The organism is Pontibacter saemangeumensis (assembly GCF_039541895.1).
Taxonomy (GTDB): Bacteria; Bacteroidota; Bacteroidia; order Cytophagales; family Hymenobacteraceae; genus Pontibacter; species Pontibacter saemangeumensis.
This window is the reverse complement of record NZ_BAABHC010000039.1, coordinates 353,914-369,540: the sequence shown is the minus strand read 5'-3', so window position 1 is coordinate 369,540 and position 15,627 is coordinate 353,914. Positions and strand designations below refer to the sequence as shown.

General features: G+C 48.1%; 12 protein-coding genes and 1 tRNA gene. 7 read left to right on the top strand and 6 right to left on the bottom strand.

Annotated features, from left to right (window positions below; all coding sequences use genetic code 11):
* Positions 1–665 precede the first annotated feature (665 nt).
* A complete protein-coding gene (locus ABD920_RS23955) occupies positions 666–1,181 on the bottom strand; it encodes a hypothetical protein (RefSeq protein WP_345163305.1) in 516 nt (171 codons plus the stop codon).
* A gap of 403 nt (positions 1,182–1,584) precedes the next feature.
* Between ABD920_RS23955 and ABD920_RS23950 the strand changes: the two genes are divergently transcribed.
* From ABD920_RS23950 to ABD920_RS23925, 6 genes are all read left to right on the top strand, one after another.
* Entirely contained in the window at positions 1,585–3,069 is a 1,485-nt protein-coding gene (locus ABD920_RS23950) for a fibronectin type III domain-containing protein (RefSeq protein ID WP_345163302.1), read from the top strand.
* A gap of 843 nt (positions 3,070–3,912) precedes the next feature.
* The gene (locus ABD920_RS23945) at positions 3,913–4,641 is read left to right on the top strand and encodes an endonuclease/exonuclease/phosphatase family protein (RefSeq protein ID WP_345163299.1); all 729 of its coding nucleotides are present in this window, start codon (positions 3,913–3,915) and stop codon (positions 4,639–4,641) included.
* A 100-nt stretch (positions 4,642–4,741) separates the two neighbouring features.
* A complete protein-coding gene (locus ABD920_RS23940) occupies positions 4,742–5,335 on the top strand; it encodes a type ISP restriction/modification enzyme (RefSeq protein ID WP_345163296.1) in 594 nt (197 codons plus the stop codon).
* 166 nt (positions 5,336–5,501) lie between these two features.
* Complete coding sequence (locus ABD920_RS23935; protein ID WP_345163293.1) at positions 5,502–7,478, top strand: tetratricopeptide repeat protein; 1,977 nt, start codon at positions 5,502–5,504, stop codon at positions 7,476–7,478.
* Between the two features lies 1 nt (position 7,479).
* Entirely contained in the window at positions 7,480–7,809 is a 330-nt protein-coding gene (locus ABD920_RS23930) for a nucleotide pyrophosphohydrolase (protein WP_345163290.1), read from the top strand.
* A complete protein-coding gene (locus tag ABD920_RS23925; protein WP_345163287.1) occupies positions 7,806–9,689 on the top strand; it encodes a DNA/RNA helicase domain-containing protein in 1,884 nt (627 codons plus the stop codon). Before ABD920_RS23930 ends, ABD920_RS23925 begins: the two co-directional genes overlap by 4 nt.
* 418 nt (positions 9,690–10,107) lie before the next feature.
* Here ABD920_RS23925 and ABD920_RS23920 read toward each other — a convergent pair whose 3' ends face one another.
* From ABD920_RS23920 to ABD920_RS23900, 5 genes are all read right to left on the bottom strand, one after another.
* Positions 10,108–10,479, bottom strand: coding sequence for an ASCH domain-containing protein (locus ABD920_RS23920; protein WP_345163284.1), 372 nt, complete (start codon positions 10,477–10,479; stop codon positions 10,108–10,110).
* The gene (locus tag ABD920_RS23915; RefSeq protein WP_345163281.1) at positions 10,457–11,980 is read right to left on the bottom strand and encodes a PIN domain-containing protein; all 1,524 of its coding nucleotides are present in this window, start codon (positions 11,978–11,980) and stop codon (positions 10,457–10,459) included. The genes ABD920_RS23920 and ABD920_RS23915 overlap by 23 nt, the downstream gene beginning before the upstream one ends.
* Positions 11,977–12,513 (bottom strand): ATP-binding protein, encoded by a 537-nt coding sequence (locus ABD920_RS23910; protein ID WP_345163278.1) that lies wholly within the window; start codon positions 12,511–12,513, stop codon positions 11,977–11,979. The genes ABD920_RS23915 and ABD920_RS23910 overlap by 4 nt, the downstream gene beginning before the upstream one ends.
* Positions 12,514–13,274: 761 nt before the next feature.
* Positions 13,275–13,348: transfer RNA gene (locus tag ABD920_RS23905), tRNA-Arg, on the bottom strand.
* A 69-nt stretch (positions 13,349–13,417) separates the two neighbouring features.
* Positions 13,418–14,140: a TVP38/TMEM64 family protein gene (locus ABD920_RS23900; RefSeq protein ID WP_345163276.1), complete on the bottom strand. Its 723-nt coding sequence runs from the start codon at positions 14,138–14,140 to the stop codon at positions 13,418–13,420.
* A gap of 101 nt (positions 14,141–14,241) precedes the next feature.
* Between ABD920_RS23900 and ABD920_RS23895 the strand changes: the two genes are divergently transcribed.
* Complete coding sequence (locus ABD920_RS23895; RefSeq protein WP_345163273.1) at positions 14,242–15,459, top strand: cystathionine gamma-synthase; 1,218 nt, start codon at positions 14,242–14,244, stop codon at positions 15,457–15,459.
* Positions 15,460–15,627: the final 168 nt, after the last annotated feature.

Sequence of the window (15,627 nt, the reverse complement as noted above, 5' to 3'; positions counted from 1 at the left end):
CTGTTTCTGATAAACTTTCAACCCAATCAACAAAAGGGAAAAAGGATACTTACAGGATTAGTGACAAACATAGGATGTAAAGCATAGGCCTCTACCAACTTTAACAGGTCCATATGGAAGCGAACGTTCAACGGCACATCATTCTCTATGGTTTTCCCCTTTACCGGTTTCACCTCATGTTGAGGGGCCAATTTTGGGGCTTTCAGGAGTTCCGACATTAGCTTTACATTGTTCTTCTCTACAATAAGTCTCTACGTAACAATGTATCTGCGTTATTATATCATACTCCCTGCTGTCCCATTGGCTAGGGCGGTTATCTCCTTCTTCGCCTTCGTGTCTACGCCACCCAACACGCCACCAGTTAAAGGGCTTCGGGCATAGCTTACGCGGTCATGTATGCGCGTTTCGAGCGCCGGCAAAGAAAGTCCTTAGAAGTTCCTGCACTTCCGCTGTGATGCCACTACGGGGCTTATTCATATTGAGCACAATTCCTGATTTAAGAGCGGGGTATTTGACCTGTGCTTGGCTTATAGGTCGCTGGTGGCCCAGAGTGCTAACACGGCAAGCCTTACTGCTGATGAAGCAGGGTGCATCGGCCATTCAGGCTGTTGTGCTTCTCCATGAAAATAGAGGCAGGTCGCAGACTGTCCCCATGTAAGAGAGAGTTACCAGCTAAAGTTGATGCTTTCCTTCTCCAGTAGTTCTGAGACAGGTATTGCCTCTTCACTGCTCCCGATGTAAAAAGCTTCCTCCTCCTCATCGTACTCGATATGGCTTTCGCGAGGTTCCACTATCACACTTCCATTCAGGTCGATGACCATGAAATAATCAGCCGTCTCCTGCAGCCCATAATAGTAGAACAGGTCACCGTTCGCGTAGCAGCCCCTGAAGTAGACGATGAACAGGTTGTGTCGCTCTATGTGCTCTGTTACTTCGAGCAGGCCCTTGCATATGACTTCCCCCTGAGTTGTCACGACAGCTGTCAGCTCCATGCCATCCCTATTACCGTAGAATACATTCAGCAGCGTCTCCTTCTCATCAAGAAAGGTGACCTCAAGGACGGCTTCCTTTAACGCCTCATTTAAACTCAGCCAGTTTATGCCTCTTTTGTAGAACCAGTGACTGGATGGCTCTTCTTCCTCGTCATCGGTTATGTATCTTACGATAAGTTCGTGGTTCATTTTATCATATGCATATGGCGCTCTAATATATATATATATTATAATATATAATTAATATTTAAGTACTGCCTTGTACCGTTGCCCTCTTATTCAAACCCACCTGAACAGTCTCTTTTAGCCATAAAGCCCGATACAGGCCTAAAAGTTAATTTGGAATGGTTATGGTGCATGGGAAACAGGCTGAAAACGCTCACTTCCCACTACCGGATACCCACCCATGCAATCCTTTGGGAACCATCAGTGGTGCTTATCCGCTTTCCTGTATATCCCTTACATTAGCATTAGTTATAATATATATACTATCGTTGCTATATTGTCCTGCTTTACTGCCTGTACTCAATACAGGACAGCTACCTCTGTGATAATCTGACACAGAAAACACCGACGTTGAAGGATAATCGATATGAAGCACACATGGCTTATTACCTTACTGGTGCTAAACACCATCCTCCTGAGCTGTACTAACGACAGGGAACCGGCTCCGGCTCCCACACGGCCAAAGCCCACCAATGATCCTCCTGCGGCTTTCACCGTAGAGGTCTCAGACATCACAAAGAGCACAGCCCTTATCAGTTGGACGGAGGCAACCGATCCGGAGAAGGATAAAGTGACCTACTCTGTTGTGCTGGACGGACGGGAATTGGCCACAGATCTCGACTCTGCATCATTCGTTGCCGGGGAACTCGCCCCTGAGACAAGGTATGAAGGCTACGTGCTGGCCCACGACCCGCAGAAGAACTCCGCGCGCTCAAATTTTTTCTTCACCACGAAAAGTCCCTACACTACGTTCAGTAGGCACTACAGCATAGGCGACGATGCTTCCCGTACCGGCTCCCTCTGCAAGACCTCTGACGATGGGTATGTCATTGCCGGAACCACGTACAAGCCTGGCCTGGACCAGTGGATCATGTTTGTGATGAAGATTGACTCTGTGGGTGATGAGCAATGGAAGGTTATCCACGAACTGAACATAGCGGGTGAGAAGGTCGCCGTATCAGAGACAATGGACAGGGGGTTCATACTCGCAGCGAGAAACTTCATTCTGAAGACGGACGCCAAGGGGAATGTGCTGTGGAAGAAGGAAATCCTGTTGGATTGTGTCTTCAGCTCGGTCATAGAAGCCAGTGACGGGAGTATTGTTGTAATAGGTGAGATAGGGCGGAAGAAGGCCATTAGCCAGAACGTGACGACACAGGCGCTGTTGTTAAAGCTGGATGCGGGCGGAAACCAGCTCTGGGAGAAGCGGTACGGGTCCTCAAAGTATAGCATGGGCAGGGACATCGTGCAGACTCCTTCCGGAGGATTCGTGTTGTTGTGTCAGACGGAATACTCCGGTGCAGAAAAAGAAGAGTCGGAGAGAAGCATTGACCGTGACATGGACTTCTGGGTGATCAGCACGGACCCAAGCGGAAATATTCATTGGCAAAAAACTTACGGGGACAGAAGATATGACTTCGCTGCAAAGCTGAAGGCGACAAAGGACGGAGGGTACGTTATCGGTGGAAGCAGCTGGGGGGCGTACGACTTCAGCGATATGCGTGTGATCAGGATCGATGGGAGTGGCAGTGCGCTGTTGGACAAGTCCATTGATAACGGCTTTTCCTTCCAGACAGGGTCTATTGCTCTGACTGACGACGGCGGCTATGCTCTCACTGGCTATGTGAAGTCAGTTTATGATATTTTCTTTGGCATCTACAAGCTAGACTCAGGTGGGAACAAGGAGTGGGAGCACTGGTATGGCCGCGAATGGGAAGGAAGCTACGGCGTTGATCTGCTGCAGAACCCAGACAAGGGTTACATGGTGGCAGGATACTCTGCGGCTGGTTACTTTGACCATTCTCAGGTGTGGGTGCTAAAGCTCGATCCTCAGGGAAGGTATGAGGAATGAGCCGAAGGCTTCCACTGATATCGCCAAGCATCATAACCTCTGCTTACAGGAGCGCTGATGCATTTTGTAGTTGACATTCTGTTCTGATGGCGAAGTCCACTATAAAAGGATATACCCTTTGTTGCTTATCCATTCATGAATCATTAAAACATTGATGACCACAGACTAAGGTAGTCATCAGGCCTCACCGGTCAGATGTGCTGCAGTGGCGCAGGTATCGTCTGGTATATTTTACCTCTACACTGGCGGATATTGACAAACAAAGCGGCGTAGGGCTGAGAAGTAGTTTCAACGGTATGACTGCTTTGTGAATAAATAACAGGATCAGGGGCAAAGGAATTGGCAGAACCCCCATGAATTTGATCCGCCAGCCAGCTGTTTAAGGGGTATATCCCAAGAAGGGATGAAGGGAAATTTATACGTACCATAACAGGGATTTGAAGTGCCTTTTAGCACCATTATTAGTATTTAAGGCAGTTTAGTGCTGCTTATTTTTACATGAGAACCCACCTCCGGCTCCACACGACTATATTTTAGCTATAACTTAGCCTGAAACTACCGGAAGGGCCAAAAACAGGCCGCTCACCCACCCCGGTATGGGTATCCTCATACCACCACCCACCGGGACCTACCCCTATAATGTTACGGGACCATGTATATAATTCTTGCCAATTTTTTTGCTCCTGAAATGCGGCATCCTATACTATTTTATAAAATTTTATATTTTTCTTGTACAGATAATATGCACCTGCCTACGCTAAGCGGCGAAGAGCTGATCAGGAAGCTTAGCTCACAGCAGCGTGGTCATGCAGAGGTGCATTCAGCTGTCTGAAATCTATAGGAATGAGAATCGTAACCTGGAACTGTAACGGAGCATTAAGGAAGAAACATGTACACCTTGCAGCTTTAAAGGCCGACATCTGTGTCATCCAGGAGTGTGAAGATCCTTTGCGGACACAGGACCATGGCTATGTGGAATGGGCAGGGAACCACCTGTGGATCGGAGAAAACAGGAACAAGGGCCTCGGCATATTTGTAAGGAATGATCTGGCGATAGAACCCCTTTACTGGAGTAACATATATAAGGACCATTATGTCAAATACTTCTTACCCTGCCTGATCAACAAGGATTTTCAGTTACTGGGCATCTGGGCGCATCACAACAACTCCCCCAATTTTGGCTACATCGGACAAATGTGGAAGTACCTGCAAGTAAACAAAGGGAACTTCGGTAAGATTCTGCTGGCAGGGGACCTGAACAGCAATGCCATCTGGGATGAATGGGACAGATGGTGGAATCATTCGGATGTGCTGAGAGAGCTTCATGAACTTGGGATTGAAAGCCTGTACCACCGGTTCTTCAAGGAAGGGCAGGGAAAGGAAACCAACCCTACCTTCTTTATGAATAGAAAACAGGAAAGGCCTTATCATATAGATTATTTTTTAGGCAGCATGGCGTTCTCAAGCAGGTTGTCAGGATTCGGAATAGGAGCGAAGGAAATGTGGCTGAAGATGAGCGACCACCTGCCCTTGATCTGTGACTTTGATGAGCAGCATAATGTGTCTGCCTGAGGGTTTGAAACGTTTGTTCCCTATGGTGCCTACTGTAAAAAGGCACGTCATTAAAACCGTATGAGCAGAATGTCTCATCACTAACCCTTAACGCTTTTACATGTACACGAACGGCTTTCCGGTTTCAGACCTTTTCAGGGAAAACAGCAGGTATACACTGCAGTCAGGTACCGGTGACCTTTCCCTGAGGCAGTTGATGAACGAGAGCTTGGTGTACATTTCCTGTGGGCAGCAGGATACCGACAGCTCTGATTTCCAGATTGTTACCAGCCCCACATCCCTTCTTGGGGAAGAGACGTTGTGGGTATTCCCACTCTATTCCTACCCTGAAACCGGATCACGCCAGGGAGAACAGCAGACCGGCATTAGAAGTCCCAACCTGGACACTGACATTGTCGGGAGGATAACTGCTGCCCTGGGGCTGGCCTTTGTGCCCGAAAAGGAAGACGAAGGCAGGGTATGCTTTGTCGGCAGTCCCGAACTGCGTACGGATTTCAGGCTAAGCTTTGCACCGGCAGACATACTGGATTACATCCATGGCGTCCTCAAGAGGCATTCCAATGGAGATTCTTGTGTGGACTTACATGAAGACGGTTTCCCAGTCATACCCTACCCCGAAAACGCAGATACCTTCTGGCGTCTGGTCATACTCGGAAACGAGCTGAGACGGCATGGCGGTGGTACTGTAAAGTAGACACGCGTATACCCCCCTTGTGTATTCAAGTAAGGACCAAAGTTGAATAAGAAAGGCATATCGAACCGACATTGATTGCATAGCTGCGGTATATTTAGCTCTTTTGTATTTATGCCCATGGTCTGTCCCTTCAGGGGACAATCAGGCAAAAAAGAATACAGACTCCATGGTAATTATACACCCTATTGACCCTTTCCTTTTCGAGTTGTTCCCCCGTGCCAAAGCCGCTAATCAGCGTATAGACGTGCTGAAGGAGGAAATGAGCGCATACTACACCGTCGGTCCCTACAAGCCATCAGTGACAGTGAAAGACGACGTGGTTGAGGTCAGGATTGACACAGACCTTATCGATCAGCAGCAGAAGGAGTATCAGGAGGTGGTCTCCCTGGCTGAAAGAGGCAAGTATGAGGCTAGTAAGCAGAAGCTTCTCCCGCTGATCGAGAAGGCACCGCACGTCTCAGAGTACCACCGTGTCCTGGGCCAGATCTACTCAGAGCAGGGAGAGCAGGAAGAGGCAGTCAACGCGCTCATCGACGCACTCCGTTGGGACCCGAAAAACGGATGGGCACTGCTGATGATGGGCAACATCTTCGCCAGATACCACAAGGACATCGACACGGCACTAACCTACTACAGACAGGCTGCCAAAGCCAACCCAGAGGATAACATCACGCTCAACAACATAGGGGCTATTTTGATGCAAGCTGGAAGAAAAAAGGAAGCTATTGACTACTTCCTTCAGGCAAAGGACCTGGACCCAGAGTACCCGAACACATACCATGCACTGGCCATGGCAGAGGAGAGCGAAGGACACTTATCAGGAGCGTTTGGCTATGCTTTCAGCGCTATTAAGAAAAACACCAAAAAGGATTCTCTTTACGCGGAGAGCCTGAGGCTGGCTGTTAACCTGGCGAAGCGTCTGGTGCAGGAGGGCGAGGGGCAGCGCGTCATGCAGCGGTACACCAGAAAGCTGGAGGAGCAGACCGCCACGAGGATCGACACGGTGGTCGATGAGTCGATCGCCACAGCCGCCAAAATTGAGTTCGCTGAGAACTACAGCCGCGACAGGCACATCATCCGCTACAAATCCTCCTATCCGGCCGTGGAGCACCTCGTGATGCACGAACTGGTGCACCTGGACCTGGTGACGGAGGCCAGAAAGGTGCAGAAGAACCAGCTGTTCACCACCAGCATAGTACACAGCAAAGCCTTTGACAGGGCCATGGAGAAGGACGCTAGGCGGCTTCGGAAGCAGGGGCTTCCTGAGGACTCAGTCAAAGGGTTCCTCTCCTCCATCTTCACCGGTCTTAACCTGCAGGTGTACAACACGCCTATTGACCTCTTTATTGAGGACTACCTTTACAGTGAATTCAAAGAGCTGCGGCCGTACCAGTTCCTCTCGCTGATGGGCATGGTGCAGGAGGGCATAAAGGCCACCACGGACAAGACGATCGTCTCCCATGCACCGAAGCAGGTAGTGTCTGCCTCGAAGGTCTACAACCTGGTGAACGCGCTGCACCTGAAGGACCTTTACGGGGTGGACTTTCTGGCTGACTTCAGCGCCACACCGAAAGAGCTGAGGCAAGCGGAGGAGTTCATGGAGGAGTTCGAAGAGTACCGCTATGACCGCGAGGCTGCCGAGGAGTACGAGCTGGTGCAGAACTGGGCCGATGACCTGGAGCTGAGCGGCTTCTTCGAGCTAGTGCTGGAGACTTCCCACAGGAAAGGGAGAAGCCCCGAGGAGGTTGTCTCGGAGATGGAGGAGAGCGGCATGAACCTGGGGGAGGCGGACCCATACGAAGAGGAGCGGATGAAGACATTCCTCGAGCAGCACCAGGGAAAGGACCTGAACATGGCCGTGGTCATGTACATGGTGGACGCGCTCAAATACTTCCAGATGCTGTCAAAGGAAGAAGTGAAGGTGATCGCGCATGAGGTCGCCATGAAGGGCATGTACGGCATCACACCGGAGAAAAAGGATTACACGTTGCCGAAGATCCCAGGTAAGACCTTCACCGGTTACCACCTGCTGGCCTACTACTACGTGAGCTGGGCCATCGCAGAGCCGGAGTTCCTGCCGCAGCTGCAGCTTCCGTTCGACAGGGAGTACATTGTGGCCAGACAACTTGAAAAAGAGAAGTAAGATGAGCGACATCAAAGACATCACGGCAGCGCTCCTGAAGTTCAGGGATGAGCGCGACTGGCAGCAGTTTCACAACTCAAAGGATCTGGCCCTGGCAGTCTCCATCGAGGCATCGGAGCTGCTGGAGCTTTTCCTGTGGAAGGGGAATGAGGAGGTGGACAGAGACAGGCTGAAGGCTGAGCTGGCGGACGTGCTTTCCTACTGTCTGCTATTGGCAGAGAAGCATGGGCTGGACGTGGCGGAGATAATCAAAGAGAAGATAGAAGCAAACAATTCGAAATACCCCATCTCTAAGGCCAAAGGCTCAGCCAAAAAGTACACCGACCTATGATCGTTTACAAGAAGTCCAAAGGAGAGTTCATTGCGGACATTGATGACCTGATCATCGAGGATATCATTCATGAGTCGGTTGAAAAGAAGCTCAACAGGAGAGTGGGTGAGAGTGAGTACCGGTCATGGCAGAATTCCCTACAGTACATGGCCAATGTGCTGCGGACAGATGACATTCCTGGTGACGCAGGGGTGGCCATCGAATACAACATCCCCAGAACAAGCAACAGGGTAGACTTTATCATATCCGGACAGAGTGAGGGAGGGGAGGAGTTCGCCATCCTCATAGAGCTGAAGCAGTGGTCAGAGATACAGCTGACTGGGAAGGATGCCATGGTGCGGACGCGGTTTAAGCACGGCATGAGCGAGGAGCTTCACCCGAGCTACCAGGCATGGTCCTACTCTGCTCTCCTCAACGGCTTCAATCAGACGGTGTACGAGGAGAACATTCAGCTGAAACCCTGTGCCTATCTCCACAACTATACGGATGACGGCCTCATTACACATGCGTTCTACGCTGACTACATCGCGAAGGCTCCTGTGTTCTGCAAGGAAGACAAGCTCAGGCTGAGGGAGTTCATCAGCGGCTTCATCAGGCACGGTGACAGGAGGGACGTGATCCTTCGGATCGAGAACGGGAAAATTAAGCCCTCGAAGAGTCTGGCTGACAGCATGGCCTCCATGATGAAGGGAAACCAGGAGTTTGTGATGATAGACTCGCAGAAGATCGTGTACGAGACCGCACTGGCGCTGGCGCAGACATCGACACCGGCCAACAAGAACGTGCTGATCGTGCATGGCGGACCCGGCACAGGGAAATCCGTGGTGGCCATCAACCTTCTGGTGGCCCTGACAAAGAAGGGGCTGCTGGCCCAGTACGTGACCAAGAACTCCGCACCCAGGACCGTGTATGAGACAAAGCTGACAGGTACGCTGAAGAAGACCGAGATCTCCAACTTCTTTTCAGGGTCAGGGGCCTTCACCAGCACGCGCCCTGACATGTTCGATGCGCTGATCGTGGATGAGGCGCACCGGCTGAACGAGAAGTCGGGCATGTTTCAGAACATGGGGGAGAACCAGGTAAAGGAGATTATCGGCTCCTCCAAATTCTCCGTGTTCTTTTTGGATGAGGACCAGAAGGTAACGCTCAGCGATATCGGTGAAGAGGAGGAGATCGAGAAATGGGCTATACGCCACAACGCCACCGTTCACAAACTGGAGCTGACCTCCCAGTTCAGGTGCGGAGGCTCTGACGGGTACCTGGCGTGGCTGGATGATGTGCTGCAGATAAGGGAGACAGCCAACACCATGCTGGACGGAAAGGACGGTTATGACTTCAGGATCTTCGATGACCCCAATGCCCTGAGGGATGCCATCTACGAGAAGAACAGGGAGGCGAACAAGGCCCGTCTGGTTGCCGGTTACTGCTGGGACTGGAGAAGCAAGAAGAACCCGCAGGAGATGGACATTGTGATTCCGGAACACGACTTCGCCATGCGGTGGAATCTGGGCAGTGACGGGATGCTGTGGATTGTGAAGCCGGAGTCAGTAAGTGAGGTGGGCTGCATCCACACCTGCCAGGGGCTGGAGGTGGATTACATAGGTGTGATCATAGGCCCGGATATGATATACAGGGAAGGTGATGTACTGGTGGATCCTTCGAAACGGTCTGGTATGGACAAATCAGTCCATGGTTACAAGAAGCGGCTGAAAGAGAATCCGGATGAAACAAGGAGTCTGGTAAGATCTATCATAAAGAACACCTACCGCACGCTCATGTCGAGGGGTATGAAAGGTTGTTATGTCTACTTCACAGATAAGGAGACGGAGCAGTATTTCAGGTCTAGAATCGATGATACTATATTGATTAAAACTGCATGAATATTTTTTGTAGTTACACAGGAACGGTTGTTCTATTATACGCCGGTCTTATTGTTAGCACGAGCTTTACTAGTCACGGATCCTTAAGGAGCATTGATGAAGAAATTAACTAAATTAAAATTCCAGATGCTATTTCAACATTGTTTACAGACAAGGTAGGAGGCTTACTTGTTGTGGTAACGTACAGCTACCCAGATTGAACCATAGCCATCTTTGATGCTGTCTGTTTCTACAGCGGTTTGTCTCCATGATAAAGCTGTTTGAATACACTAGCTATAATATTTAATTAGTTGGGAGCCATTAAATAACACCAATTTTCCGGAACTACTTTAACTTTGATACAATTAGAATTCAAAGAATGGAGGAGTTTACTATGAATGTGAGAACTCCTCCGGTTAACAGACATTAGTTCTAATATTTAGGTAAGATATATAAAAGACTGAGGTGGAAAAGATTGGAAATCTTCCTTTATGCAAAGGGGCTTCTTATACTTTTTAAATGTTTTAACTTTGATAGCATAGCCCTCTTCTCTTTGGTTAAAGTACTTTAAAAAATAATCTTCAGTAATCCCTGAAAACTCCTGCGTTTCTTTCCAAAGAGTATTCAAATCAGCATTTAAAATACAGTCAATTTCAAATTCTCCAATTACCTTTTTTACTGGAGAAGAAGCATAAACTACTATGCTTTTAATATCAGGTTTTTTAAAAATAACTTTTCTAAACTCAAACTTCTTTGAGCCATCGAATATCTTGAATGCAAATTCAGGTTTAATGGATAATAATACTCTCATCGGTTCTGGTCTCTCTAATGATTGCTTCGAACTTATCTTTTGGAATCTTTTGAAAACCACGTGGCACACTATTGATGTTAGGAATAACTTCAAGATCTAAGAGTTGCTTGAGGTTGATTCTTTTGGGGAATGAGTACGTGTATAGGAAGTTAACTATAAAAGGTCTTGATCTGGAATTCCAATTCCAATGTTCTGCTAGCTCTTTGTCGCTAAATACGCTCCTTTTCTTACATAAGGCAATAAATTCTGCCTCATTTTCTATGTCCGTGATTACTGATTCGACCACGCCAATGGTTGAAACTACACTTGAGTAGATCTTAGGATAGGTTTCTCCGGTTCTGTAGAAAATAATATTATCTCCAACTTTTAGTTTCTTCTCATGAGAGCGGCAGATATAGACCTTGCTGATAGCATTTCTATGTGGCTGATTCTCAATAAAATTAGTGGGCGATTCAGTATTTAAAACAGAATCTGGAAGCAAATCAGTGTGATACTTTGGATAAATTGGCACTATATACGCATCTGTGTTGGTAGACACGTATGGGAAAGATAGCTTAGGGTTCTCCTTATAAAAAGATCTTTCAAAGTTTCTTACTAAGACCAATTCATCTCCGGTATTAGATGCTTTGGTGCCCCACTGTTCAAAACCCCACTCATTAAGTAATTGTATTAGCCTAACTTGTTCTGGTGTTTTGTCAAAGATTGTAACATATATTTCGTCTACTTTTTGCTTTAAGGCATTGTCAAAGATTATTTTAAGGAACCTTTCTCCTAATTTGAAGCCATTCAAGGTTACTTTGAATGTGCCAATTTTAAGCCTTTTCTTTCTCGGAAATACTGGTGTGATATCACTATAATTTTCTGTCTTCCCTTCCACTTTTAAAAAGAGAAAAGCCATCATTTCTCCTGCTTCTGAACATATATAAGCAATTTCGTCAGATTTACCATTAAACCACCTATCAAACCCTTCATAGTCTCTTCTAAATGAGTCAAAGAAAGGATCAGATAAATCTAACTTACCAAAGTATTCTTTTTTAACGGCTAGTGTTTTATAGTCCACAAATTCCGGATGCTCGGCTATCACAGTCTCTAAAAAAGTTTCTATCCTGAAAACCTTGTTGGCCAATCCTAGCCTACTTGCTTTTACATGAATAATTTTGTCTTCGGAGATCAGGATATCTACCCTATCATTAGCCAGTTCGTTAAGCAAGCGTGTGTCATTTACATCATTGACGTTTTTGTCGACCTCCTTACTTAAGGCAGCTATTTCTGGCTTAACGGGTGCTTCCGTTCTAAGCACGTTGTAATGATCAAGTTTTATACCCATTGTATGTACTGTTTTAGGATCTCTGTGCTTTTTGATTTCCTCAACAGTTAATGGATGAACACATTTAACAAAATGTAATCTGTCAAGCCAGTTAAACAGAATACCTATGCCTTTATTTCTGATGCTGCTAGCCTCTCTGTGAATGATGATGTTAGTATCAAGAAGTACTTTCATAAGGGTGAGGATATGGTTTTAAGTTTATTTACTACTGAATCGGTATTTATATTAGATGCTTCTAAATATTCAATCCCAAGTACATTCGCTACTTCTTTACCATACTCTTCTTCCAACTCCTGCATCCTCTGAAGGCTAGTTAGGTCGTACTGTTTTCTATCTCTCCTCTCTAATCTGGATTTAATCAATTCTTCGTTTCCTGTAATCACAATAATGGCCACAGGATTAATCTGCTCAAATGTCTGAATTGGAACTCTCGTGGCATCACCTTGCGCATTGAATAAGCATAGATGCCCATCCAATACATATTTATACTCCGGCTCGACAATCATTGCCAAGCCTCTGATCAATCTATCCTGTGTATAGGGTATGTCTTGTACCTTCTTGTTTTTTTCATCCTCATTAATATCTTTCCACTTTAGTACCTCACTTGCAGATAGATATTTAAAACCTAATTCCTCGCATATTTTATTACACACTGTACTCTTCCCTACTCCGTGAATTCCACCGACGAACATAATGTTGTTGATCATAGCTACATTATTAGGATATATGGTCTTTCTTATGCTTCAGATTTGTGAGGGTCTATAAAGCCTAATTTATTGTTGATCTTTAGTCAATAGAAGTAATTATACACACATGGCCTTCCAAGGTTTATTACATACTCAAACCCTTGATAAAGACGTGAAAGTGAAGGTCACTTCTATCAGTTAAGAAGAAGCCATATTATTCTATTTATTATCAACAGAAGTGTAAGGAGTAAACAATGGGCTTTTTTTTAGCGTCGAAGAGACATCTGTCGGCGCTTCTGACGGTACTTATGTCTTTTAACGTTTTTGGGTGTTTCAGCCATACTTTTAGCATCAACGTCTATCCCTTCCTGTTCCGGACGCTAAAATCTGATGTTGCTCGGTATCTACTTATGCCCATCCCTATTGAATTGGTGCCAATATCAAGCCCTAAAGTTTCCATAGCTGGAGTTTGATTCTTATCGAACAAGATATAGACTTATAAAATATTAGGAAACCATAATCTTTAAAATATTTTTATAATAAGGGTGAAAACACCAAGACGCAAGGTTTACAGTGTTGCTTTGGAAACAATTTTGGGTTGTAATTCTATTGTAATTACTTGCTGAGAATACATGCTTACCTTTAGCTCGATAAGCTTCTCCTATAGTAGAAGCCTTAGAAGCTTCTTGGAGTAGAGTACCTTTGTTGATGATCGTATGCAAAAAGTATGCAAACAAAAAAGCACTTACCAGATTTCTCTATGTAAGTGCTTGATTTTCAAGTGGTCGCGAAGGGAGTCGAACCCCTAACCTTCTGATTCGTAGTCAGATGCTCTATCCAGTTGAGCTACGTGACCGTTTTGTTCGGTGAATATGGTGCAAAGTAAAGGCCTTTTTCCCTTATACGCAAGCGCCAGCGGAAGATTTTAACTGTTTTTTTCCGCCGCTTTGCGCAGGGCGCGCTTCAAAGCCCTGTCGAACAGCACGTACAGCCCGCCTATCGAAATGATTACCAGCGCGATCATCAGCAGTTTGCCCCCGGTACCGCTGTCCGGGTCCTGCAGCACCGACACCACATCGCGCGCCTGCGTGCCTACCCAAAAGAAAAAGAGCGTGCGCGGGAGCATCCCCACAATGCTGGCGATAAAGAACTTCTTCTTCTCTATCTGCAGCAGCGAGAGCACGAAGTTCATCAGAGCAAAGGGTAGCACCGGCGAGATGCGCGTCAGGATGATCAGCACCCAGCTCTCGTGGCGCAGCTCCTGCATCAGGATACGCGCTTTCTCGAAGCGGTTCAGGAAGCTCATCATCTTGCCGTGGTCTATCAGTTGGGCGAGCGCATACCCCCCCAGCGCCGCAATGCCGTAAGACACCACGATGCCGGCAAAGCCGTTCCAGCCCAGGTAAAAGCCGCTGATCAGGGCCACGAAGGTGGTTGGCGTCAGGGCAAGGGCCATGGTGACGGATATCACGGCAAAGTAAACCAGCATCTCCACCCACGTCAGGCCTGCGAGCAGGTCCTGGTAATTGTACAGCACCACCGCCAGCGTGGAGCTTACCACCACCGGCACCACCACCAGCAACAGCATCGAGACGAACGTAGAGGCATTTTCGCGTATAAGTGTACGCAACACGGGGAGTACTTTCATGCGGGTTTTTTGTAATGGTTTTGTTACCCAATAGACGGAATACAAAGGACAAAAGATTTTGGCGGCTTTGAAAGCGCTGTTCGGGAGTCCCTGGCAGGCATATGGGCGGGGATGGTTTCTTCTGCCTTAATTTTTTTAACTTGCAGCTTACGGACCATTCTACAAAACACACTTTCTATATGAAATTCGGAACAAAAGCGATACACGCCGGCGTAGAGCCAGACCCAACCACAGGCGCCATCATGACGCCGATCTACCAGACATCCACCTACGTACAACGCTCTCCCGGCGACCACAAGGGCTACGAGTACTCGCGCACGCACAACCCCACCCGCACGCAGCTGCAAAACGCGCTGGCGGCGCTGGAGAACGGCACGCACGGCCTGTGCTTTGCCTCGGGCATGGCGGCCGTGGATGCCATTCTTAAAATGCTGAAGCCCGGCGATGAGGTGATCTCGACCAACGACCTGTACGGCGGCAGCTACCGCATCTTCACAAAGGTGTTCCAGAACTACGGCATCAAGTTCCACTTCACCGATATGGGCGACCTAAGCAAGGTGGAGGCACTGGTGAACGAAAACACGCGGATGATCTGGGTGGAGACGCCGACGAACCCGCTGCTGAACATCATTGATATAGCAGGCTGCGCCTCGATTGCCAAAAAGCACAACCTGCTGCTGGTGGCCGACAACACCTTCGCCACGCCTTATCTGCAAACCCCGCTCGACCTGGGTGCTGACATTGTGATGCACTCGCTCACGAAGTATATGGGCGGCCACTCCGACGTGGTGATGGGCGCGATTGTGGTGAAGGATGATGACCTGCAGCAGCAACTGGCCTTTATTCAGAACGCCTGCGGTGCCACGCCCGGCCCACAGGACTGCTTCCTGGTGCTGCGCGGCCTGAAGACGCTGCACCTGCGCATGGAGCGCCATTGCCAGAACGGACGCCAGGTGGCGGAGTTCCTGCAAGGCCACCCGAAGGTGGAGAAGGTGTTCTGGCCTGGCTTTGAGGATCACAAAAACCACGACGTGGCGCAGCAGCAGATGCGCGACTTTGGCGGCATGGTATCGTTTGTGCTGAAAGGCGATAAAGTGGAGGATGCCGTAAGCGTGCTGGAGAAGTTCAGGTTCTTCACGCTGGCAGAGTCGCTGGGTGGCGTGGAGTCGCTGTGCGGGCACCCGGCCAGCATGACGCACGCCAGCATCCCGCGCGAGGAGCGGCTGAAGGCAGGCCTGAGCGATTCCCTCATCCGCCTGAGCGTGGGCGTGGAGGACATCGAGGACCTGCTGGCTGACTTGGAGCAGGCGATCGGATAAGCTTAGAAACCTTGCGTCAGGATGCAGGATATATTTTGTCCTGGGCTATATATAAACCCGCCTGCTGCTACAGCAGGCGGGTTTTTTGTGAGGCGATGGCTGCAACATATTCCTTCCCGTAAAGAAAGAAATCAAAGCAGGGCCTGTGTCCTAAGTCTTCAAACCTAT